This window comes from Pseudarthrobacter sp. HLT1-3 (assembly GCF_059383535.1).
In genome coordinates this window covers 196,118-215,971 of sequence record NZ_JBWZCJ010000005.1, presented here as the reverse complement: position 1 = coordinate 215,971, position 19,854 = coordinate 196,118, and the positions used below count along the sequence as shown (strand labels likewise).

Genomic DNA, 19,854 nt, shown 5'->3' with positions numbered 1-19,854 from the left:
CTTCCGTCAGCCCACGTGGGGGCGTTCATTTGACCTCGATCACGCCCATCATCCCCAGGTCCTCGTGATCGAGGATGTGGCAGTGGTAAACCGAACGGCCGCTGAAGTCGCGGAACGCGATCCTGACGGTGACGCGCCCGTTGGCCCGCACGTTGACCACGTCCCGCATGACCACGGAACTGACGGCCTGGCCGTTGTCGTCGATGAGCTGCATGGGCCACACGTGAAGGTGGATGGGATGGTCCATCGGGCTGGTGTTGATCAATGTCCATTCCTCGACGGTTCCGGCTGCGACGGTGGTGTCGGTGCGGGCCTCGTTGTATTCGCGGCCGTTGATGGTGAACCGCATCATGCCGCCCATTCCGCCGCCCATACCTCCGGATCCCGCGCCCGCGGCCAGGACGAGCTGCCGGCGTGCTGCGACGGCGGCAGTGCGGAGGTCCTCCGGGGCAGGCCGTGTCTCCACGGCCCCGGGCGGGGTGGCGGATTCGCCGTCGACCCGTAACACCGCCAGCGCGGCCGACCCGCTGCCGGAGGCCGGTCCCCGACCCATCATTCCGGTCATGCCCCCGCGGTCATAGGGGAGGGCCCGCAACACGGATTCGCCGGCCGCGGCGGTCACCAGCAGGTCCGCCCGGTTGCCCGGCGCGAGCAGGAGTTCGTCCACGGCTTCGGGATCGGCGGAACGCCCGGAGTCCATCCCGAGCAGCTGCAGCCGCTGGCCGTCCAGCCGGAGCCGGAGGTAGCGGGCCACGCAGGTGTTGATGATCCGCCACCGTTCCCGTTCCCCCGGGCGGGCCGTCAGGAGCGGGCTGACCTGCCCGTTGAGCAGCAGGAGGTCACCTTCCCGGCCCGCCATGCGCTCCATGGGCGACGGTGGGGAGATGTTGCCCCTGCGGTCCAGGGTGGTGTCCGAGACCAGCAGCACCCGTTCCCGGCTCACCGGGATGGCTTCGGGGTCCTCCACGATGATCGCCCCGAACAGTCCGGCGAAAATCTGCCCCGCGACCATTCCGTGGTGATGCGGGTGGTACCAGTACACGCCCGGCGGGTGGTTGGACGGAAGCCGGTAGCTGTAGTCGAAGCCGGTGCCGGGCAGAACTGCCAGGAACACATTGTCGCCGTTGCCTTCCGGGCTCACGTGCAGGCCATGGACGTGCAGGTTCGTTGCTTCGGCGAGATGGTTCTCGAGCCTGACGGCGAGCTCATCGCCCGGCCGCAGGCGGAGGGTGGGCCCTGGAAGGGTCCCGTTGTAACAGAGCGGGCTCGCCAACCGGCCGCCGAGCTCAACCGGTGCGCGTCCGGCATCGAGGGTGACCTTCAGCCGGCCGTCCGTGCTGCGAAGCTCGGCGGGGCTGCGCAGTGCCGGACCTGACCCGGGGCTCAACCCGGGACCGCGTCCGGGGTCCAACCCGGTACCTGCGCCGCCGGTCCGCTCCGTCGAGGCCAACGTCCACCACAGCCCGGCGCCGCCCGCCACCGTGGCTGCCGTGCCCAGGCCGCCCAGGAGCAACGCGCCGCGGCGGCTGACCGGCCGCATCAAGTCCCCTCGCCGAGGACTTTCAGGTTCTCGCGGTACTGGTCCGCGCTGAGTTCGCCCCTCGCGAAGCGCTCATCCAGGATCAGCCGGGCCTGGCTTTTCCCGCTCGGGAATCCGGGGCCGCCTGGGGGACCCCCTGGCTGGCCATAGGGCGCAGTGCCGTAGGGTCCGGCTCGTCCGGACTGGGCGGGACCGCCGCGGCCACCCCCGGCAAAGAGGCGGACCGCGAGCAGGACCAGCACGCCGATTCCGATCAGCAGCAGCAAACCCCAGAGCCACATCCAGCCGAAGCCGTCACCGTAATATCCCATCATGGCAGATCTCCTTTGTGGGCGACCGATCTGGTCCCATGATCCGCCGAAAGCCGCGGCGGGGCTAGAGTCCCAAGTCGCCTTTCGGGGCGCGAAACAGAGCTCAGCCGATCAGCAGGTCCAGGGCCTCGGTCAGGTGTCCGACTTCCCGCACGGAGAAGCCCGCGGGCACCGGTCCCGGCCCGTTCGGGCTGGCGGGCACCACGGCGTGGGTAAACCCCAGCCGGTGCGCTTCGTGAATCCGCTGGTTGATGCCGGGCACCGGGCGGACCTCGCCGGCCAGGCCGACTTCGCCGAAGGCGATAAGCCGCTGCGGCAGGGGTTTCCTGGCTTTCGCCGATGCCACCGCCAGCGCGACGGCGAGGTCCGTGGCGGGTTCGCTGAGTTTCACGCCGCCCACAGTCGCCACGTAGGAATCGTCCTTGTTCAGCAGGCAGCCGGCCCGCTGCTGGAGCACGGCCAGCAGCATGGCCACCCGGGAACTGTCCAGTCCGCTGGTGGCCCGGCGGGGCTGCGCGTTGGCGCTTTCGGCCAGCAGCGACTGCACCTCCGCCAGCAGCGGCCGGCGCCCCTCGAGGGTGACCGTGATGCACGTTCCGGACACGGGTTCCTTGGTCCGGGAAACGAACAGACCGCTCGGATCGGCCAGGCCCACGATGCCGTCCTCGTTCAGGTCGAAGCAGCCGACGTCGTCGGTGGGGCCGTAGCGGTTCTTAACCGCCCGCAGCAGCCGCAGCCGGGAGTGGCGCTCGCCCTCGAACTGGCACACGACGTCCACCAGGTGCTCGAGCAGCCGGGGCCCGGCGATGGAACCGTCCTTGGTCACATGCCCCACCAGCAGGGTGGTCATATTGCGGCGTTTGGCCGCGGCGATGAGGGAAGCGGCGACCTCGCGGACCTGCGAGACGCCGCCGGCGCTGCCCTCGACGTCGGCGCTGCTCAGCGTCTGCACGGAGTCCACGATCAGCAGGCGCGGCTCAAGCTTCTCTACCTGGCCCAGGGCCTGGCCGAGGTCCGTTTCGGCGGAGAGGTACAGCGATTCGGCGACGGCGTCGATCCGGTCCGCGCGGAGCTTGACCTGGGCGGCGGATTCCTCGCCGGTGATGTAGAGGACGTCCTGCGCGGTGCGGGCAAACTTGGCGGCAACGTCCAGCAGGAGTGTCGATTTGCCGACGCCGGGTTCGCCCGCCAGCAGGATCACGGCGCCGGGAACCAGCCCGCCGCCGAGCACCCGGTCCAGTTCGTCCACGCCGGTGGGCAGGAAAGCCGCGGACGTGGCATCCACCTCCGAGATCCGGCGGGCCGGCTCCAGGACGGCGGCGGCCGCCGTCGTGCGCGCCACGGCGCCGCCGGTTTCCTCCACGCTTCCCCAGGCCTGGCACTCGCCGCAGCGGCCCACCCACTTGGCTGTGGTCCAGCCGCACTCGGCGCATTTGTAGCCCGGCGCCTTGGAAGTCCGGGAAGTCTTGGTAGCCATCGCTCCACCCTATCCGCGCCCAGCGACAACAAAAGCGACAACCCAGCTCCCGCCTCACGGCATCTACAGCGGCGGCAGGATGTCCCGGGCCTCCCGGGAGTCGACCCCGGCCGCCTCGAGCAGGTCCACGATCAGCGGACGGTACAGCATGACCACGGTTTCGCCCTCGAGCCGCTGCACGTCCAGCAGCCGCGGATGCAGCCGGCCGGCGACTTCCCGCAGCTCCGCCCGCGCCGTCCTCATATGCGTGCGGCGGACGCCGTCGTGCACCTCCGCCAGGCCCAGGGAGAGCTCGCCGACGGCGTCGGCCGTGTCCTGCAGGACGTCGGCGATATTCTGCGTGGCCTCGTCGGAAAGCGCCGCGTGGTTGATGGCGCTGGTCAGCCGGCGGGCAAAGACGCGGCTGTTGCGCAGTGCGAGGTCGATGTAGTCCAGCGACTGGGCCATCTGGTCCAGCTCGTCCCGGTGCCGGCGGTAGGCGGGCGCCAGGGTCGCCACCTCCCCGGAGCTTCGGAGCGTCTGCCGCATGGCATCAATGAGCGGCTGGCAGTTCCGCCCGCGGATGAGCGCGTGCCAGGCCTGGGTGGAGTCGCTGTAGCTCAGCGCGGAGGCGCACTCGCGCAGCACCTCGGCGAACTCGTGCAGCAGCTTCTTGACGTCGTTGCGGGGTTCCCGGCGCGGGTCCTTCGGAACCAGGAACGTCACCAGCAGGGCGAACACCCCGCCCACGACGGCGTCGATGCTGCGAGTGAACGGACCACCGGCCGGGGCCGGCAGCAGCACCACCAGCAGCGACTGCAGCCCCAGCTGGGTCGTGAAGATCGTGCCGCTGTCCAGGAACCGGGCCAGCAGGATCGAGAACAGCAGTACGACGGCGGCCTGCCAGAGCCCGGGGCCGAGCCAGTGCAGCAGCAGGTCGCCGACCACGATGCCGATGGTGCAGCCCAGACCGACCTCGATCACGCGGCGGAGCCGGGGGTCCCGGGAAAAGCCCAGCGAGATGAGCGAGGATGTGGCGGCGAAGAGCGGGCCGCTGTGGCCCAGAACGTTCTCGGCGAATGCGTAGGCGCCGACTGCGCAGGCGGTCATCTGGATGGCCGGCAGGAGGGAGTTCCGGCTTCGGACCAGCCCGGTGCGGACCCGCCCGCGGAGGAAACGGGCGCTTGCGGAGAGTCCATTTGCCGGGGCCATGCGCACCAGTCTATTTGTTCGGTCTGCCGCTGCTTAACGCGCCGCAATCCCTACGGACGTGACGCAGGTTACGCAATAGGGACCCGGCGGTTGTAAGCCAATGTCCGCACGGCGTTAACCGTCCGTTCACCCTGGACGGCAATTCTCTTCATCTGGGGCACCTAAATTCATTAAAGGTACAAACCGTACGCATCCCCTGCCCGGCCTTCTCCCGGCCCGGTACGCATAGAAAATCCCTGGAAGGGGTACATCTCAGTGAAGGCACTCCGCTTCGGCCGCAACGCGGCTATCGCTGTCATTTCAGCTAGCGCTCTCGCGCTGACCGCTTGCGGTTCGGACAATGCAACCAACACGGCCCCGTCCGCCGCGCCGTCCGCCTCGGGCGCCCAGGTTACGGGCACGCTGACCGGCATCGGTTCATCCGCGCAGGGCGCTGCAATGGACGTGTGGAAGACCAACTTCGCCTCAGCGAACCCGGGTGCCACCGTGCAGTACTCCCCGGACGGCTCCGGCGCAGGCCGCAAGGCCCTCGTCGACGGCTCCGCCCAGTTCGGCGGCTCCGACGCCTTCCTGAAGGACGAAGAGTACGCCGGCTCCACCACCCAGTGCGGTCCCGACGGTGCCCTGAACATTCCGGTCTACATCTCCCCGATCGCCGTGGCCTTCAACCTGCCCGACATCAAGGAACTGAACCTCGACGCCGTCACCGTTGCCAAGATTTTCCGCGGCGAAATCGCCAAGTGGAACGATCCCGCGATCGCCGCCCTGAACGCGGGCGTCACGCTCCCGGACCTCGCTGTTACCCCGGTCAACCGCTCGGATGACTCCGGCACCACGACCAACTTCACCGAATACCTGGCCGCTGCAGCCCCCGAGGCATGGACGGACAAGGCCTCCGGCATCTGGCCCGCGAGCCTCCAGGGCGAGAACGCCAAGGGCACCTCCGGCGTGGTCAAGACCGTAACTGACACCCCGGGCGCCGTGACCTACGCCGACGACTCTGCCGTCAGCGGCAAGCTGGGTGTCGCGCAGATCAAGGTGGGCGAAACCTTCACGAAGATCTCCGCCGAGGCTGCTGCGAAGGCAGTCGACGCCGGCAAGCCGGTTGAGGGTCGCAACGCCAACGACCTGTCCATCAAGCTGGACCGCGCGACCACGATCGCTGGCGCCTACCCGGTTGTCCTGGTTTCCTTCCACGTCGTCTGCAGCACCTACGCCGACCAGAAGACCGTGGATCTCGTGAAGGCTTTCGAAAGCTACGTCGTCTCGGACGCCGGGCAGAAGGCAGCCGCTGAGGCCGCCAAGTCCGCTCCGCTGTCCAAGACCCTGCAGGACAAGGCCCTTAAGTCCATTGAGTCCATCAAGGTCAAGTCCTAGGGAAAACCTAGCCTCCAAGGCATAGTGGAAACACCAGCCTGATCCTGGTTCCCTGTCCCGGTCCGCCTGTCATCGACGGCCACACCGGGGCAGGGAACCTACTCGTTTGTCCGAAGTACCTAAGATCTGAAGGATCGTGTAGTGACCACCACCTCCCTGACCACGTCCCGGGGCGCGGGCCGCGCCGAAGACAAGGTCTTTTCCGCAGCCACATTGGCTGCCGGGTGCCTGATCCTGGCCGTGCTCTTCGGAGTGGCGCTCTTCCTTGTCATCCAGGCCTTCCCCGCCCTCGTGGCCTCCCCGGAAAAGATCCAGGGTGGTGAAGGCTTTTTCGCCTACATCTGGCCGATCGTCATTGGCACCCTGATCGCGGCTCTCATCGCCCTTGCGATCGCGACGCCGGTCGCGATCGGCGTCGCACTTTTCATCTCGCACTTCGCCCCGCGCAGGCTCGCCTCCGGCCTGGGATACGTGATCGATCTGCTCGCCGCGATCCCCTCGGTGGTTTACGGTGCCTGGGGCGCCGCTTTCCTGGCCAAGGAAATCTCGCCGGCCTACAACTGGCTGGCCGACAACATGGGCTGGCTGCCGATTTTCCAGGGCCCCGCCTCCGCCACCGGCAAGACCATTCTGACCGCTGGAATCGTATTGTCCGTCATGATCCTGCCGATCATCACGTCGCTGACCCGGGAAATCTTCCTGCAGACCCCCAAGCTGCACGAAGAAGCCGCTCTGGCGCTCGGCGCCACCCGCTGGGAAATGATCAAGATGGCCGTGCTTCCGTTCGGCCGCCCCGGAATCGTGAGTGCCGTCATGCTGGGCCTGGGCCGCGCCCTTGGCGAGACCATGGCCGTCGCGCTCGTGCTGTCCTCCGGCGTACTGACCGCGAGCCTCATCCAGTCCGGCAACCAGACCATCGCCGCCGAAATCGCACTGAACTTCCCCGAGGCCAGCGGCCTGAAGGTGAACACGCTGATTGCGGCCGGCCTGGTCCTGTTCGTCATCACCCTCGGCGTGAACATGATCGCGCGCTGGATCATCAGCCGGCATAAAGAATTCTCGGGAGCCAACTAAATGACCACCACCCTGACCCCCGTCAAGAAGCGCTCGGCCCTCACTAAGGGCCAACTGCCGAAGTGGGCCCCCTACCTGCTCCTGGGCATCGCCCTGATTCTCGGCGCGGCTTTTATGGCACTGATCGGCTTCAACGCCCTGGGCTGGGGAATCGTCTCCGCCATCCTCTTTGCCGCGGGCCTTGTCGGCTGGAGTGCCGTCGTGGAGGGCTCGCGCCGGGCCAAAGACAAACTGGCCAGCAGCCTGGTTATCGGCGCGTTCCTGGTGGCGCTGTTGCCGCTGATCTCCGTCATTTGGACCGTCCTGGTCAACGGGCTTCCCGGCCTTATGGACCCCGGCTTCCTGACCACCTCGATGAATGGCGTCACCGGCGCCTTTGATAACAAGAGTGTCGAGGAGGGCACGCCGGTGGTCGGCGGCATCTTCCACGCCCTCGTTGGCACCGTGCAAATGACCCTGCTGGCAACCCTCATCTCGGTCCCTGTTGGTCTGATGACCGCCATTTACCTGGTGGAGTATGGCAACGACCGGCCGCTTGCCCGAGCCATCACTTTCTTCGTGGACGTCATGACCGGCATTCCCTCGATTGTGGCCGGCCTCTTCGCCGCAGCATTTTTCTTCGCTGTCGTCGGACCGGGCACCAAAACCGGTGCCGTCGCTGCCGTCGCGCTGTCCGTGCTGATGATCCCGGTTGTGGTTCGCTCCAGCGAGGAGATGCTCAAGATCGTCCCGAACGAACTCCGCGAGGCCGCCTACGCCCTCGGCGTCAGGAAATGGCGGACCATCATCAAAGTGGTCATCCCGACGGCGATTTCCGGCATTGCCTCCGGTGTCACGCTCGCGATCGCCCGGGTGATCGGCGAAACCGCACCGATCCTGGTGACCGCGGGCTTTGCCACCTCGATCAACAACAACGTGTTCGGCGGTTGGATGGCCTCGCTGCCGACCTTCATCTACACTCAGATCCTTAACCCCACCTCGCCGTCCAACCCGGACCCGTCCTCCCAGCGCGCCTGGGGAGCCGCCCTCGTGCTCATCATCCTGGTCATGCTGCTCAACTTCGGCGCACGCCTTATCGCTCGCGCCTTCGCCCCCAAGACCGGCCGCTAGCCAGCACCGGCGACCCAAATCTTCAGCCCGTACCTCCAGCAAGTGAAGGAACATCATGTCTAAGCGCATCGACGTCAAAGACCTGAACGTCTACTACAGCAAATTCCTGGCCGTCGAAGACGTTAACATCAACATCGAGCCCAAGTCCGTCACGGCCTTCATCGGGCCCTCCGGCTGCGGCAAGTCCACCTTCCTGCGCACGCTCAACCGGATGCACGAGGTGATCCCCGGCGCCCGCGTCGAAGGCGAGGTGCTGCTCGACGGCGACAACCTGTACGGCCCCGGCGTGGACCCGGTCAACGTCCGCTCGCAGATCGGTATGGTTTTCCAGCGGCCCAACCCGTTCCCTACGATGTCCATCCGCGACAACGTGCTGGCCGGCGTGAAGCTGAACAACCAGAAGATCTCCAAGGGCGAGGCCGACGTGCTGGTGGAACGCTCCCTGCAGGGAGCCAACCTCTGGAACGAGGTCAAGGATCGGCTGAACAAGCCCGGCTCCGGCCTGTCCGGCGGCCAGCAGCAGCGGCTCTGCATCGCCCGGGCCATCGCGGTCGAACCACAGGTGATCCTGATGGACGAGCCCTGCTCGGCCCTGGACCCGATTTCCACGCTGGCCATAGAGGACCTCATCAATGAGCTCAAGGATGACTACACCGTGGTGATCGTGACGCACAACATGCAGCAGGCCGCGCGTGTGTCGAACAAGACCGCGTTCTTCAACATCGCGGGCACCGGAAAGCCGGGCAAGCTGATCGAATACGGTGACACGCACACGATCTTCAGCAACCCGACCGAGAAGGCCACCGAGGACTACGTCTCAGGCCGCTTCGGCTAAACACCCGCTAAACCCCGTCGACTGCTCCGTAGCCGCCCTTTTGAGGGCTCAAAAGGGCGCCTGCGGAGCAACGGATGGGTCTTTAGGCGCCGTGCCGGTGAGTCCGCGCCACACGGACCCCGCGCTCCTGGGGCGTCGCGGGCCTAGAACTTCGCAAGCGGCGACAGGGACAGGGCCAGCACGAACGCCGCCGCCGCGGTGACGATCGGTGTTATCAGCCAGAACATCAGGACCCGGATTAGCACCTTGCGGTTGGTGGCGGGGAACCTCTGGTTGGCTCCGGAACCCAAGACCGCCGAGGTGACGGCGTGCGTGGTGGAGATGGGCCAGTGCAGCCCCACAGCGCCCACCAGCAGGACAGCCGAGCTGAACAGCTGCGCCACGGAGCCGCGCAGGGGATCCATCCGGATCAGCCGGTTGCCGATCGTATAGGAAATGCGCCAGCCGCCGGCCAGCGTCCCGGCGGCCAGCAGTGCCGCGGTGAACAGCGCCACCCAGACCGGCATTTCGCCGCCGTCGGACAGCCCGGACGCAACCAGCGCAAGGATCAGGACGGCGCTGGTGCGCTGGCCGTCCTGGAGGCCGTGGGCGAACGCCACGGCGCCCACGGCAATGCTCTGGGCGCGGCGCGCACGGCTGTTGACGACGTTAGGCGGGGTGTACCGCGCGACCCAGGTGGCGGGCCAGACCAGCAGGTACGCGCCGGCAAAGGCTATCGCGGGCGACAGCAGGAGCGGCAGCACCACCTGGAACAGCAGGGAGGCGTCAACGCCTCCGACGGCGCCCCCGCCGATGGCTACGCTGGCGAGCCCGGCTCCGGCCAGCCCGCCAACCAGGGCGTGCGTGGAGGAGGACGGGATGCCCCGCCACCAGGTGTAGACGGCCCACAGCACGGCACTGGCCAGCCCCGCCATCAGGATGCTCAGCCCGTTTCCTCCGCTGGGCAGCCGGACCCAGGTCTGGCTGACGGCCAGGGCAAAGCCGGCGCTCAACCCGGCGCCGACGAAATTGAATAACGCGGCCAGCAGTACCGCGACGGTGGGCGTGAGCGCGCGGGTCCGGACGGCCAGCGCCACCGCCGCAGATGCGTCCCTGAAGCCGTTGAGAAAGGCGAATGCCCCGGCGAAGGCGACCACCAGGACAAACAGGAAAACGATCACGTCAGGATTCCTTGACGATGATGCTGCCCACCTGGGTCGCAATCCGACGCATGTCCCTGGTGACCCCTACCAGCTGCTCGGCGATGTCACGGTTGCGCGCGTACGGGGTCCACTTCATCTCCGTGAGCATGTCCGCCACCCAGACCCGGTGGGTTCGTTCTGCGCGCTTGGCGAGGCGGAGGACCTCGATCCAGTAGTCCTCGAGGTCGTCCAGGTTGTCGAGGTTCCGCATGGCGTCCACGGTGAGTTCGGCCTGCCTGCTGATGATTTCCAGCTGGTCGGCGGCGCGTTTGGGCAGGCGGTCCAGCTTGTAGAGGGATACTAGCTCCGCGGCGGCATCGAGTTTTTCCATCGCATTGTTGAGGAACAGCGAGAGCGTGTACATGTCCTCGCGGGGGAGCGGGTTCACGAAGGACGTCCGCATATGGGTCAGCAGCGCGAAGTGCAGCTCTGCGGACTTCGCCTCATGGTTATGCATGTCCTCCACCAGCCGGGCATTCTCGCTGGCCGGCGCGCCAAGGATCTCCGAGAGGGTGCCGGTGGCCAGCATTATCTGGTTGGCCAGCTGGGCAAGGAGTTTCAGCCCGGCGGGCTCCTGGGGGAAAAGGCGCAGCTTCACGTGTGATTACCGGTCTTCGGGGAGGACGTGCACGGGGGTTGTCTGCCGGGCCTGAGAGGTGATGAAGTCCCGTGCATAGATATTACTTTATCGTCTGGCCGGAAGCGGGCATGAAGATGGTGCCGAACCGGATACGCCTCTCGGCGGTAGGCCGCTCTAGGCGGCTAGATGTTGAAGCCCGGGGGTTTCGCGGTTCGGCACCGCTTTTAGTTTTCTACGTGGTTGGGGACAAGTCAACATTGACAGTCAGTGGGTCGCGTGCGTTGCGGTGCCGCGGGGGTGCCGACGCCTCAGTCCAGTTCGCCCAGACGCCACGCGTTGGCGGCATGTTCCAGGTCTTCGGCGGTCTTGACCAGGAGGTGCGAGTTGCGGGTGAGCTTGCTCGCGTGGTTCTCGTTGCTGTGCTCGGCGCCGTCGGCCAGAGTGGCCTGGCCCAGCGCCACGACACGGCAGAACGCGGCAGAGCGTTCCAGCGCGACGTCGAACTCGCCGTCGAACGCGCCCGAGAGGATGGCGTCGGCCATCAACTTCATCTCGTCCGCGCCGGGCGGCTCTGCGGCGCCGGCCACCACATGCGAGACCTGGGCGGTGTCCTTGCCGGCCTTGAAGTAGACGGAGATCCGCTCGGGGTCCTGGATCGTGGCGGCGCGGATGGCATAGAGCCGCCAGAGGGCTCCCGGGAGCGAGCGTGCCGGGCTTTCGGCCCACATTTCGGCGATGGCCTCCAGGCCCTGTTCGTCGGCGAGCTTCACCAGCCGCTTGGTCACGACGGGGTCGTCGCTGTCGCGTCCGCGGCGCACGAGGGCCTGGGCGGCGAGGTGGGCGGCCTCGGAGATGCGGGCAGGATCGGCGCCGCCCGCGAAAGGCTCAAAGTCCATGGGGGCGAAGGCCTTCGGCTTGTGGTGCCGGTGCGGTCCGGGGGCGCTGGATCCTGCTTGCTCGCTCATGCCACCACGCTACTCCTGTGCTGTCAGGGAATCGAGCGCGTTCCCGGCAGGCGACAGCGCGCGACGGCGGCGCCCGCGCCATATGCGAAAAACGACCGCCGGTCTGGGGTACAGTATTAACGTTCAGAAATGGACTGGGCTGATCGGCCTTGGAGGTGTGGATTTATCCGCAGTTTCAGGCATTCGGCTGGGGCCTTTAGCTCAGTTGGTAGAGCATCGGACTTTTAATCCGTGGGTCGTGGGTTCGATCCCCACAGGGCCCACTCTTTTAGCGAAGAGTGGACAACCCCCGGCATCCTGGCGACAGGGTGCCGGGGGTTTTTGTCACCCCGGCGCAGCGCAGAAATCCCACGAAATTCCAGATATCAGGTCGGCTAGGATGGCCGGATGAACGCGCACAGCCCCTCCGGCTCCGGGTACTGGTATGGACCCGACGACAGGCTCGACCCGCCCGGCGCCGTCCTGCAGGCCCTGCGTGAATACCGCAACGTGGAAGTCGCCCGCCGCCGCTCCACAAGGGATTCGATGGGAATGGGCGAAACGGATCTGCTGGCACTGAGGTACCTGCTGCGCGCTCAGGCGGACGGCGAGCGGGTCGGACCCAAGGACCTGAGCCGCGTCCTGGGGATTACCACGGCCTCCACCACCTCGTTGCTCGACCGGCTGGTGGGCAGCGGCCATGTCCGCCGCGAACCCCATCCCACGGACCGGCGCTCACTGGTGATCGTTCCCACGGCGGATTCGGATTCGGAGGTCCGGGCCACCCTCGGTGACATGCACCGCCGGATGATGGCCGTCGCGGAGGAACTCAGCGCCGCGGAGGCGCGGGTCGTGGTCAGCTTCCTGCGGCGGATGAGTGAAGCCGTTGCGGAGCCGCGAGACTGACCGTTGCAGAGCCCCGGGACTGAGGCCTGATTGTCCCAAGGCTCGCTAGCCAGCCTATTTATATGTATGCTTACTAAATATGGCTAATCTCCGTTTTTCCGGCACCGCTGTCGCCGACTACGCGCCTGCCGACCCGTCTCCCGCACTTGCCCTGGCCGCGCCGGTCCACTGCGGGGTGCCGATGGAATGGACGACGCCGGCCGCTGCATTTATGACCGTGTACTCCCTGGCCCCAGCCGAAGCCGCGGCGGAGTTGCCACCGCTCTGGCGCTGCACCTGCGGCTTCCAGCTGGACGGAATCGTTCAGCCCTCGAGCTTCTCGTCGAGGCTCAGCCGCTAAGTCCCCGGTTCGAGACGCTGCCGCGGGCGGATCAGGACGCCTGGCTGCCCGCCGAAGAACCGATCACTGCCCGGTTGCGGCCGGCCGCCTTCGCGTCGTACAGGGCGCGGTCTGCTTCCCGGAGCAGGCGGGGCAGCCCTGCGTGCCGGTCGCGCGCGTCGACCACGCCGAAGCTCGCCGTCGGCGCAGTTACTCCGTCGGGCAGTGCACTGTGGCCGGCCAGAGCGGCGTTGATCCGGTCGGCGATCCTTGCTCCTTCTTCGGCGTCGACGCCGTTGAGCAGCAACGCAAATTCCTCGCCGCCGTAGCGGCCCACCAGATCGTCCTCCCGCACTGCTGCCCGGCAGGCTTCGGCGAACGCCCGGATGACGCCGTCGCCGGCTTCGTGGCCGAACCGGTCGTTGATGGCTTTGAAGCGGTCCAGGTCCGCCATCACAATGGCAGCTCCGCCGCCGCCCGCGAGGGTGGCCCGGAGCCGGCGCTGGGCCTGCTGCATGAACTCCGCCCGGTTGAGCAGCCCGGTGAGCCCGTCCCGCGAGGCCCGTTCCTGCAGATTCTCGGTTTGGCGGGTGTTGTTCAGCGACGTGATACTGGACGAGACGACCACCAGCAGGACCATGGCCATCAGCAGGGTCACTCCGGTGCCGAACAGCACCTGGAACAGCGGATCCTCGGGCCCGAGCACCGCCAGCCCCACCATTCGGCTCAGGTAGTACACAGCACCGCCGGCAGATGCGACGGCGAGGGACCGGACAAGATGCCAGGACACCGCACGCTCCCGCCACAGCTCCACCGAGGCGAGACCGACGGCTGTCCCCATCAGCGCCAGCAGGACAATGCTGCCGACCCGGGCGTTGTCGGAGTAGCGGACGGTGGCGTCAATGGCCACGGCCGCCGCCGCCGGGATCGCCAGCAGAACGGGCCGGACCCGACGACCGGCCAATGACCTGGTTCCGGCCCAGACGCACCCGGAGCCAAGCACCATCACACCGTTTCCCACGCTGGGGGCCCAGGCTACTTCCTGGACCTCGCCCAGGAAATAGAAGACGGCGGCCAGGAAGAAGGACGCGACGGCCCCGCACCACCAGGCGGCAAACGGCGCATGGCTCTTGCGGTAGGTATCGAAGTAGAAAAGGACCAGCATTGTCAGCGTCATCACGGCGAAGACCACCATGAGGGTTGACCGGTCGAGCAGCACCATAGTCGATGAATCCCTGCTGCTTGGCGGTCCTCCCCAGGACCGCCACGCGTAGTTTCCCGCCGGATCAGGCCCCGGCCGGGACAAGTCTCTCAGAAGAGGCCCGGCTGGCAGGCATGCCGCTCGACATTTGGGCGCTGCCGGGGGTCCCACGGCGCCGGCCGGGGGTGGAAGATGGTGCAATGGATGCCGTCGACGCCCTCAATGAGATTGCCTTCTGGCTGGAACGCGAGCTTGCCCCGACGTTCAAGATTCAGGCGTTCCGCAAGGCCGCCGGAATCATCGCAGACCTGCAGCCGGAGGAACTTGCGGCACGAGCCGGGGACGGACGGCTCAAAAGGACCAAAGGGATCGGCGACCGGACATTCCAGGTGATCCGGGAAGCGCTCGACGGCGACGTGCCCGAATACCTGAGTGGACTGCGGAACCGGGGGACCGGGCCGCTGGTGCCGGGAGGGCATGAGCTGCTTGCCTCACTCCGCGGCGACCTGCACAGCCACAGCGACTGGTCCGACGGCGGGTCCCCGATCGGGGCCATGGTGGACGCCGCCCGACTGCTCGGCCGCGAGTATCTCGCCCTGACCGATCATTCCCCCAACCTCAAGATCGCCAACGGGCTTAGCGCCGGGCGGCTGGCGGACCAGCTCGGCGCCATCGACGAAATCAATGCCGGCGGCGGCGGCTTCCGCCTGCTGCGTGGCATCGAGGTCGATATCCTCGAGGACGGCACCCTGGACCAGACGCCGGAAATGCTCGACCGGCTGGATATCGTGGTCGCCAGCGTTCATTCGAAGCTCCGCTCGGACAGAGGAACCATGACGCGCCGGATGCTTGGCGCGATCGCTGACCCGCACACCAACGTGCTTGGCCACTGCACGGGCCGCCTCGTCCAAGGCGGCCGTGGCACCCGTCCGCCGTCGGAGTTCAACGCCGAAGAGGTCTTCGCCGCCTGCGCGGAGAACAATGTCGCCGTCGAAATCAATTCCCGCCCGGAACGCCAGGACCCGCCGGACGACCTCATCGAACTGGCCCTCGACGCCGGATGCCTCTTCAGCATCGACAGCGACGCCCATGCCCCGGGCCAGCTCGATTTTCTGCAGTACGGTGCCGAGCGCGCGGAACACAATACTGTGCCGGCGGACCGGATCGTCACGACCTGGCCCCTGGACCGCCTGCTGGAGTGGGCGGCCTCGGGGCGCTGAGTGCCCGCCCTGGCGCCCTGCCCAGCCACGCCCCGCTGCCTACCCCCGTGGCCCACGCCCCGCTGCCTACCCCCGTGGCCCGAGCCCTGCTGCCTACCTCCGAACATGCCCTCCGGCCGCGGGGAGGGATGGACATAACCCCGTTCTGCCCGGTCCTGGGCGTGAGGAATGGGCATGTCCCCCCGGCGGCCGTTTCGATAGCATGGGATTCCGGTACGGCAAGCGGGAGGGGGGGGTCCCTGGCATGACGGTCCGAGCTGAGCCCGAAAGCTCCGTTGTCGCCCGCCTCCGGGCTGCCGGCTGCGTCTTTGCCCAGGAGGAGGCCCGGCTGTTGTCCGCGTCCGCCACCACGCCTGATCAACTGGAGGCCCTCGTGGAGCAGCGGGTGTCCGGCCTGCCGCTCGAGCACCTTCTGGGCTGGGCGGAGTTTTGCGGACTTCGGATCGCAGTGGACGCCGGAGTCTTTGTGCCCCGCCGCCGGACCGAGTTCCTCGTCCGGCAGGCCGAACGGCTCCTCGCCGAATCCCGCGGCGCCGCGACGGTTCCCGTCGTCGTCGACCTGTGCTGCGGGTCGGGGGCTGTCGGAACCGCGCTCGCGGTGCTGGCCAGCCCGCTGGAGCTTCACGCCTCCGACGTCGACCCCGCCGCTGTAGCGTGCGCGGCCCGCAACGTCGTGGCTTTCGGCGGTGAGGTCCACGAAGGGGACCTCTACCAGGCCCTCCCGGGACGGCTGCTGGGGAAGGTCGACATTCTCGCCGTCAATGCCCCTTATGTCCCTTCGGCCGAGATGGCCACCCTGCCGCAGGAAGCCCGCCTTTACGAGCCGAGGGTTTCCCTCGACGGCGGTAAAGACGGGCTTCACGTGCAGCGGCGCGTGGCCGCCGCGGCGCGGCATTGGCTGGCGCCGGGCGGATTTCTGCTGATCGAGACGAGCCGGCGGCAGGCGCCGCGGACCGTCGAACTGTTCCTCCGCAACGGGCTCACGGCCCGGGTGGCGAACTCCGCAGAACTGGGCGCCACCGTTGTCATCGGAACAGCAGTTGCTGCGGCGGTCTAACGAAAGCGGACCGGTGGAGCTAGGGAATCTTGTTGGGATCGACGTTGGTTGCCGCGCCGGCCGGGGTGGCCCCGCCTTCGTCGGACCAGTCCTGGCCCTGCTGGTCGTTGAGCGCAGGGTCGGACTCGACGTCGGACGCGGCGGGCACGGTGGAACCGGCCGAAGAAGACGTACCAAGGTTCACCGTCTCCGGGTGGGTGCTGTGCGCGGGGATGCCGGTATCGGCAGCCGCGGCGCCAGTGCTGCCTGGCTGGCCGGCGCCGGCTGTTGTCGAGCCGGAGGTGGCGGCGCCGGTTGCTGCGCCGGTTGTCCCCGTGGGGGAGTTGTCACGGTGGACGGCGGAACTGATCACCGTTCCGGCCCGCCGGGCCGCCTCGCCGAGATGTTCGGTCACCTCGGGTGCCTTTTCTTTGACAGCCTCGGTTGCCGCAGCCACCTTGTCCTGGACCGGCTTGCTTTCCCATAGTGCTGCCGCGCGTGCCTTGAGCTTCTCGTAGGCTGCCCGCCCGGACCTTGACCCGAAAACGTAGCCAGCCGCGATGCCGACTCCGAATAGAAGTTTGCCTTTCATGCTGTCCTCCTGCTCATTGGTGTTTCTTTAAGAGGGTGGTCGCTAAAAGTTGTTGGTGCCGTTTGCCAAAAAACCGGCCCCGGGAAGTCCCGGGACCGGCTTTCGGTCGCGTCAGTCTTAGCGGACTGAACGCTTGGTGATCATGCCGTAAACCAGCAGGACGATGATCGCACCGCCGATGGCCAGCAGCCAAGTGGAGAGCGAGAAGAACTCATTGATGCTCACACCGAAGAGTGCGCTGCCAATGAAGCCGCCCAGCAGGGCGCCTACGACGCCGAGGAGCAGCGTAATGAAGATGCCGCCACCCTGCTTGCCCGGAAGGATTGCCTTCGCAATCGCGCCGGCGATAAGACCCAGAAGCAGAAATCCGAGAAAACCCATTTTGTTGTTCCTTCTTCTTTCATTGAGGAGACACCCGGGTTGCCGGGTGCGCTTCATCCTTCTGCCTCAATACTAATCATGCTTAGTATAAAAGAGCCAGTCAGGAGCTGAAAAGCATTCCGTGTGGCGACTCCTTTCGGCCCGTCGGGACAGATCTGCAGGCTCTTTTCCTGATTCTTAGGCATCCCGTCCGCGGCGCCGGTCCATACTCGGTCACCATGCGTAGTCCTCCGGTGCTGTCCGGTGGCCCGGGAAGATTTCGTCGAGTCGCTGCAGCGCACCCGGGTCCAGGGACAAGTCCACGGCGCGGAGGGCGGCGTCAAGCTGGTCCTGGGTGCGGGGGCCCACGATCGGGGCGGTCACGGCGGGCTGGTGCAGTAGCCAGGCCAGGGCAATGTCCCCGGGTTCCCGGCCAAGCTCGTCCGCGAAATCCTCGTACCGGCGGAGCTGTTCCTGGTGCTTTTTCAGCGTCTCCAGGGCGCGGCCCTCGGCGCGGCGCACCCCGGCCCGCCCCTGCTTGAGCACACCGCCGAGCAGCCCGCCCTGCAGCGGTGACCAGGGAATCAGCCCCAGCCCGTAGTGCTGTGCAGCCGGTATGACCTCCAGCTCCACGGCACGGGTCAGCAGGTTGTAGATCGACTGCTCGCTGACGAGGCCGTTGCTGTGGCGGCGGGCGGCAGCTTCCTGCGCCTGGGCGATGTGCCAGCCGGCGAAGTTGCTGCTGCCCGAGTACAGGATTTTGCCCTGCTGGACTGCGACGTCGATGGCCTGCCAGATCTCTTCCCACGGGGTTTTCCGGTCCACGTGGTGGAACTGGTAGAGATCGATGTAGTCCGTCTGCAACCGCTTCAGGCTCGCGTCCAGGGCGCGTCGGATGTTCAGGGCGGAGAGCCTCGACTCGTTCGGCCGGTCCGACATGGAGCCATAGAGCTTCGTCGCCAGCACGGTCCGATCCCGTCGCCCACCTCCGGCGGCGAACCAGCGGCCGATGACTTCTTCGGTCCGGCCCCGGTGGCCGGTGCCGCCGTAGACATTGGCGGTGTCGACGAAATTGACGCCGGAGTCCAACGCTGAGTCCAGGATCGAATGGGCGTCCGCTTCCTCGGTGTGCGGGCCGAAGTTCATAGTTCCGAGGCAAAGCCTGGAGACTTTCAGGCCGGAGCGGCCGAGTTGCGTGTACTGCACGCGGGGTCCTTCCCGGGGTGCGGAACAGGCGGACCCGGTCACCGGGTGAGTCGACGCCTTCGCGCCGACGCACCCGGTGACCGGGAGGGGTAAAAGACCGGACGTGCCCGGGCGGCCGGCGTCGGAGCCTAGCGTTCCAAGCGGAAGCCGAGCTTGATAGTTACCTGCCAATCGGCGACCTCGCCGTTTTCGAGGTGTCCGCGGACTTCCTTAACCTCAAACCAGTCGAGGTTCCGCAAAGTCTTGGCCGCCTCTGCGATGCCATTGCGGACGGCAGCATCGATACCTTCGTTCGACGTTCCGACAATTTCAGAAATGCTGTAAGTGTGATTAGGCAACTTCGCTCCTCGTGATCGCCATCGATACCCGGCAGTGGGCCGTTCCTGCAGATTAGCGGACAGATCGCGGCGGGACTAGGGGCGGGAGGCTGCCTCTCAGGATCCGGAGACCGGCCCCGGTTCCGGGCGTTTGGGCGCCAGCGGCGGGTCGTCAGATCGCTTGTGGACGCGGCTGACCATCCAGGGGAGCAGGTAGTTGGTGAACCAGGCGATGTCACCGGCCTTGCTGTCCCGCCAGCTTCCGGCGGGCATGGGCTTGGGCTCCAGCGGGCTCAGGGTGTGCGGGACGCTCAGGGACTCCAGCACCATGGCCGCGATGGTGTGGTGTCCCATCGGCGAGAAGTGCAGGCGGTCAGGGTCCCACATACGCGGGTCCGAGAGCTGCCGCAAGGCCCAGAGATCAGCGATGACACCGTGGTGGCGGGCGGCGATGGTCCGGATGTTCTCGTTGAAGACGGCGACCCTTCCCCGGTTGTGGCCCAGCAGCGGCGTGTCGCGCCAGTCGGGGCCGGTGAACAGGACGATCGTGGCGCCGGTGGCGCCGAGCATGGCCACCGCGGCGTCCAGGGTAGCAGCCAGCCGGTCGGGGTCGCTCCGGTGAAAAACAAGGTCGTTTCCGCCAGCCGAGAGAGTGACCAGATCCGGCTTCAGCGCGATCGCGGGGCCGAGTTGCCGGTCGAGGATCTCGCTCAGAAGCAGGCCGCTGACCGCGAGGTTGGCGTACCGGAAATCCGGCCTCCCGCCGCTGAGTTCCTCGGCGATGCGGTCCGCCCAGCCCCTCACACCGCCGGGACTCAGCGGTTCCGGGTCCCCGATGCCCGCCGTGAACGAATCCCCCATCGCGACGTAGCGGCTCCACAGTCCGGCATTTGGGCCCAGGTACCGGCGCGCGCCCCGACCCGTGGCGCGGCCATCGGTGCCGGACCCCCCGGCGCCAGGATCCAAGAAACCGGCGGCGTTCACATCCCCAGCAATACGCCGAATATTCGGCCTCCGGTAGGTACTTTGGTCCCTAGCAGGGCGGCCTTCGGACGCGCCGGCACTGAGGCCGGCACT

The 19,854-nt window shown here is 67.1% G+C and carries 21 protein-coding genes and 1 tRNA gene; 9 read left to right on the top strand and 13 right to left on the bottom strand.

The features are described from left to right. Nucleotides 1-25 precede the first annotated feature (25 nt). From AC50X9_RS06815 to AC50X9_RS06800, 4 genes are all read right to left on the bottom strand, one after another. Nucleotides 26-1,540, bottom strand: a complete 1,515-nt coding sequence (locus tag AC50X9_RS06815; RefSeq protein ID WP_494891662.1) for a multicopper oxidase family protein — start codon at nucleotides 1,538-1,540, stop codon at nucleotides 26-28. After that, a complete protein-coding gene (locus AC50X9_RS06810; protein WP_494891660.1) occupies nucleotides 1,540-1,854 on the bottom strand; it encodes an SHOCT domain-containing protein in 315 nt (104 codons plus the stop codon). Before AC50X9_RS06810 ends, AC50X9_RS06815 begins: the two co-directional genes overlap by 1 nt. A 100-nt stretch (nucleotides 1,855-1,954) precedes the next feature. Next, on the bottom strand, nucleotides 1,955-3,328 hold the full coding sequence (gene radA / locus AC50X9_RS06805; protein WP_494891658.1) for a DNA repair protein RadA: 1,374 nt from the start codon (nucleotides 3,326-3,328) through the stop codon (nucleotides 1,955-1,957). Nucleotides 3,329-3,391: 63 nt separating this feature from the next. Then, the gene (locus AC50X9_RS06800) at nucleotides 3,392-4,519 is read right to left on the bottom strand and encodes an FUSC family protein (protein WP_494891653.1); all 1,128 of its coding nucleotides are present in this window, start codon (nucleotides 4,517-4,519) and stop codon (nucleotides 3,392-3,394) included. 255 nt (nucleotides 4,520-4,774) lie between these two features. On the opposite strand from AC50X9_RS06800, the gene pstS reads away from it, so the two are divergent. The 4 genes from pstS (at nucleotide 4,775) to pstB (ending at nucleotide 8,915) form a co-directional block, all read left to right on the top strand. Then, the gene (gene pstS, locus AC50X9_RS06795; protein WP_494891648.1) at nucleotides 4,775-5,896 is read left to right on the top strand and encodes a phosphate ABC transporter substrate-binding protein PstS; all 1,122 of its coding nucleotides are present in this window, start codon (nucleotides 4,775-4,777) and stop codon (nucleotides 5,894-5,896) included. Between the two features lie 141 nt (nucleotides 5,897-6,037). Then, on the top strand, nucleotides 6,038-6,970 hold the full coding sequence (pstC, locus tag AC50X9_RS06790; RefSeq protein WP_494891646.1) for a phosphate ABC transporter permease subunit PstC: 933 nt from the start codon (nucleotides 6,038-6,040) through the stop codon (nucleotides 6,968-6,970). Continuing rightward, nucleotides 6,971-8,080 (top strand): phosphate ABC transporter permease PstA, encoded by a 1,110-nt coding sequence (gene pstA / locus AC50X9_RS06785; protein WP_494891644.1) that lies wholly within the window; start codon nucleotides 6,971-6,973, stop codon nucleotides 8,078-8,080. A gap of 55 nt (nucleotides 8,081-8,135) precedes the next feature. Further along, nucleotides 8,136-8,915 (top strand): phosphate ABC transporter ATP-binding protein PstB, encoded by a 780-nt coding sequence (gene pstB / locus AC50X9_RS06780; RefSeq protein ID WP_494891642.1) that lies wholly within the window; start codon nucleotides 8,136-8,138, stop codon nucleotides 8,913-8,915. A gap of 143 nt (nucleotides 8,916-9,058) precedes the next feature. Here pstB and AC50X9_RS06775 read toward each other — a convergent pair whose 3' ends face one another. From AC50X9_RS06775 to AC50X9_RS06765, 3 genes are all read right to left on the bottom strand, one after another. Continuing rightward, nucleotides 9,059-10,075, bottom strand: a complete 1,017-nt coding sequence (locus AC50X9_RS06775) for an inorganic phosphate transporter (RefSeq protein ID WP_494891640.1) — start codon at nucleotides 10,073-10,075, stop codon at nucleotides 9,059-9,061. Between the two features lies 1 nt (nucleotide 10,076). Then, nucleotides 10,077-10,694, bottom strand: a complete 618-nt coding sequence (locus AC50X9_RS06770; RefSeq protein ID WP_494891638.1) for a DUF47 domain-containing protein — start codon at nucleotides 10,692-10,694, stop codon at nucleotides 10,077-10,079. Between the two features lie 290 nt (nucleotides 10,695-10,984). Next, nucleotides 10,985-11,641 (bottom strand): hypothetical protein, encoded by a 657-nt coding sequence (locus tag AC50X9_RS06765; RefSeq protein WP_494891636.1) that lies wholly within the window; start codon nucleotides 11,639-11,641, stop codon nucleotides 10,985-10,987. Between the two features lie 190 nt (nucleotides 11,642-11,831). On the opposite strand from AC50X9_RS06765, the gene AC50X9_RS06760 reads away from it, so the two are divergent. The 3 genes from AC50X9_RS06760 to AC50X9_RS06750 all read left to right on the top strand — a co-directional run bounded on the left by AC50X9_RS06760 (nucleotide 11,832) and on the right by AC50X9_RS06750 (nucleotide 12,866). Then, nucleotides 11,832-11,904: transfer RNA gene (locus AC50X9_RS06760), tRNA-Lys, on the top strand. 124 nt (nucleotides 11,905-12,028) lie between these two features. After that, the gene (locus tag AC50X9_RS06755; protein WP_494891634.1) at nucleotides 12,029-12,526 is read left to right on the top strand and encodes a MarR family winged helix-turn-helix transcriptional regulator; all 498 of its coding nucleotides are present in this window, start codon (nucleotides 12,029-12,031) and stop codon (nucleotides 12,524-12,526) included. A 79-nt stretch (nucleotides 12,527-12,605) separates the two neighbouring features. Further along, nucleotides 12,606-12,866 carry a hypothetical protein gene (locus AC50X9_RS06750; protein WP_494891632.1) on the top strand — a complete coding sequence of 87 codons (261 nt, stop codon included), beginning with the start codon at nucleotides 12,606-12,608 and terminating at the stop codon, nucleotides 12,864-12,866. Between the two features lie 31 nt (nucleotides 12,867-12,897). Here AC50X9_RS06750 and AC50X9_RS06745 read toward each other — a convergent pair whose 3' ends face one another. After that, nucleotides 12,898-14,067, bottom strand: coding sequence for a GGDEF domain-containing protein (locus AC50X9_RS06745; protein WP_494891630.1), 1,170 nt, complete (start codon nucleotides 14,065-14,067; stop codon nucleotides 12,898-12,900). A gap of 179 nt (nucleotides 14,068-14,246) precedes the next feature. Between AC50X9_RS06745 and AC50X9_RS06740 the strand changes: the two genes are divergently transcribed. Together AC50X9_RS06740 and AC50X9_RS06735 are read left to right on the top strand one after the other, a co-directional pair. Continuing rightward, entirely contained in the window at nucleotides 14,247-15,266 is a 1,020-nt protein-coding gene (locus AC50X9_RS06740) for a PHP domain-containing protein (RefSeq protein ID WP_494891628.1), read from the top strand. A 244-nt stretch (nucleotides 15,267-15,510) separates the two neighbouring features. Then, nucleotides 15,511-16,323 (top strand): putative protein N(5)-glutamine methyltransferase, encoded by an 813-nt coding sequence (locus AC50X9_RS06735; RefSeq protein WP_494891626.1) that lies wholly within the window; start codon nucleotides 15,511-15,513, stop codon nucleotides 16,321-16,323. A gap of 19 nt (nucleotides 16,324-16,342) precedes the next feature. Here the strand turns inward: AC50X9_RS06735 and AC50X9_RS06730 are convergent, their stop codons facing one another. From AC50X9_RS06730 to AC50X9_RS06710, 5 genes are all read right to left on the bottom strand, one after another. After that, nucleotides 16,343-16,894, bottom strand: a complete 552-nt coding sequence (locus AC50X9_RS06730) for a hypothetical protein (protein ID WP_494891624.1) — start codon at nucleotides 16,892-16,894, stop codon at nucleotides 16,343-16,345. A 117-nt stretch (nucleotides 16,895-17,011) separates the two neighbouring features. Continuing rightward, entirely contained in the window at nucleotides 17,012-17,275 is a 264-nt protein-coding gene (locus tag AC50X9_RS06725; RefSeq protein WP_494891622.1) for a GlsB/YeaQ/YmgE family stress response membrane protein, read from the bottom strand. A 213-nt stretch (nucleotides 17,276-17,488) separates the two neighbouring features. Next, the gene (locus AC50X9_RS06720; protein ID WP_494891620.1) at nucleotides 17,489-18,460 is read right to left on the bottom strand and encodes an aldo/keto reductase; all 972 of its coding nucleotides are present in this window, start codon (nucleotides 18,458-18,460) and stop codon (nucleotides 17,489-17,491) included. A 128-nt stretch (nucleotides 18,461-18,588) separates the two neighbouring features. Beyond that, complete coding sequence (locus AC50X9_RS06715) at nucleotides 18,589-18,798, bottom strand: dodecin (RefSeq protein ID WP_463883029.1); 210 nt, start codon at nucleotides 18,796-18,798, stop codon at nucleotides 18,589-18,591. 96 nt (nucleotides 18,799-18,894) lie between these two features. Continuing rightward, the gene (locus AC50X9_RS06710; RefSeq protein WP_494891618.1) at nucleotides 18,895-19,761 is read right to left on the bottom strand and encodes an SGNH/GDSL hydrolase family protein; all 867 of its coding nucleotides are present in this window, start codon (nucleotides 19,759-19,761) and stop codon (nucleotides 18,895-18,897) included. Nucleotides 19,762-19,854: the final 93 nt, after the last annotated feature.

Bases quoted from the DNA above. Each gene is read 5' to 3' on its own strand.
- AC50X9_RS06810 (WP_494891660.1), bottom strand. From the start codon at position 1,854: ATGATGGGATATTACGGTGACGGCTTCGGCTGGATGTGGCTCTGGGGT.
- AC50X9_RS06740 (WP_494891628.1), top strand. From the start codon at position 14,247: ATGGATGCCGTCGACGCCCTCAATGAGATTGCCTTCTGGCTGGAACGC.
- AC50X9_RS06755 (WP_494891634.1), top strand. From the start codon at position 12,029: ATGAACGCGCACAGCCCCTCCGGCTCCGGGTACTGGTATGGACCCGAC.
- pstB (WP_494891642.1), top strand. From the start codon at position 8,136: ATGTCTAAGCGCATCGACGTCAAAGACCTGAACGTCTACTACAGCAAA.
- AC50X9_RS06800 (WP_494891653.1), bottom strand. From the start codon at position 4,519: ATGGCCCCGGCAAATGGACTCTCCGCAAGCGCCCGTTTCCTCCGCGGG.
- AC50X9_RS06725 (WP_494891622.1), bottom strand. From the start codon at position 17,275: ATGGGTTTTCTCGGATTTCTGCTTCTGGGTCTTATCGCCGGCGCGATT.
- AC50X9_RS06750 (WP_494891632.1), top strand. From the start codon at position 12,606: ATGGCTAATCTCCGTTTTTCCGGCACCGCTGTCGCCGACTACGCGCCT.
- radA (WP_494891658.1), bottom strand. From the start codon at position 3,328: ATGGCTACCAAGACTTCCCGGACTTCCAAGGCGCCGGGCTACAAATGC.
- AC50X9_RS06815 (WP_494891662.1), bottom strand. From the start codon at position 1,540: ATGCGGCCGGTCAGCCGCCGCGGCGCGTTGCTCCTGGGCGGCCTGGGC.
- AC50X9_RS06730 (WP_494891624.1), bottom strand. From the start codon at position 16,894: ATGAAAGGCAAACTTCTATTCGGAGTCGGCATCGCGGCTGGCTACGTT.
- AC50X9_RS06765 (WP_494891636.1), bottom strand. From the start codon at position 11,641: ATGAGCGAGCAAGCAGGATCCAGCGCCCCCGGACCGCACCGGCACCAC.
- AC50X9_RS06745 (WP_494891630.1), bottom strand. From the start codon at position 14,067: ATGGTGCTGCTCGACCGGTCAACCCTCATGGTGGTCTTCGCCGTGATG.
- AC50X9_RS06735 (WP_494891626.1), top strand. From the start codon at position 15,511: ATGACGGTCCGAGCTGAGCCCGAAAGCTCCGTTGTCGCCCGCCTCCGG.
- pstA (WP_494891644.1), top strand. From the start codon at position 6,971: ATGACCACCACCCTGACCCCCGTCAAGAAGCGCTCGGCCCTCACTAAG.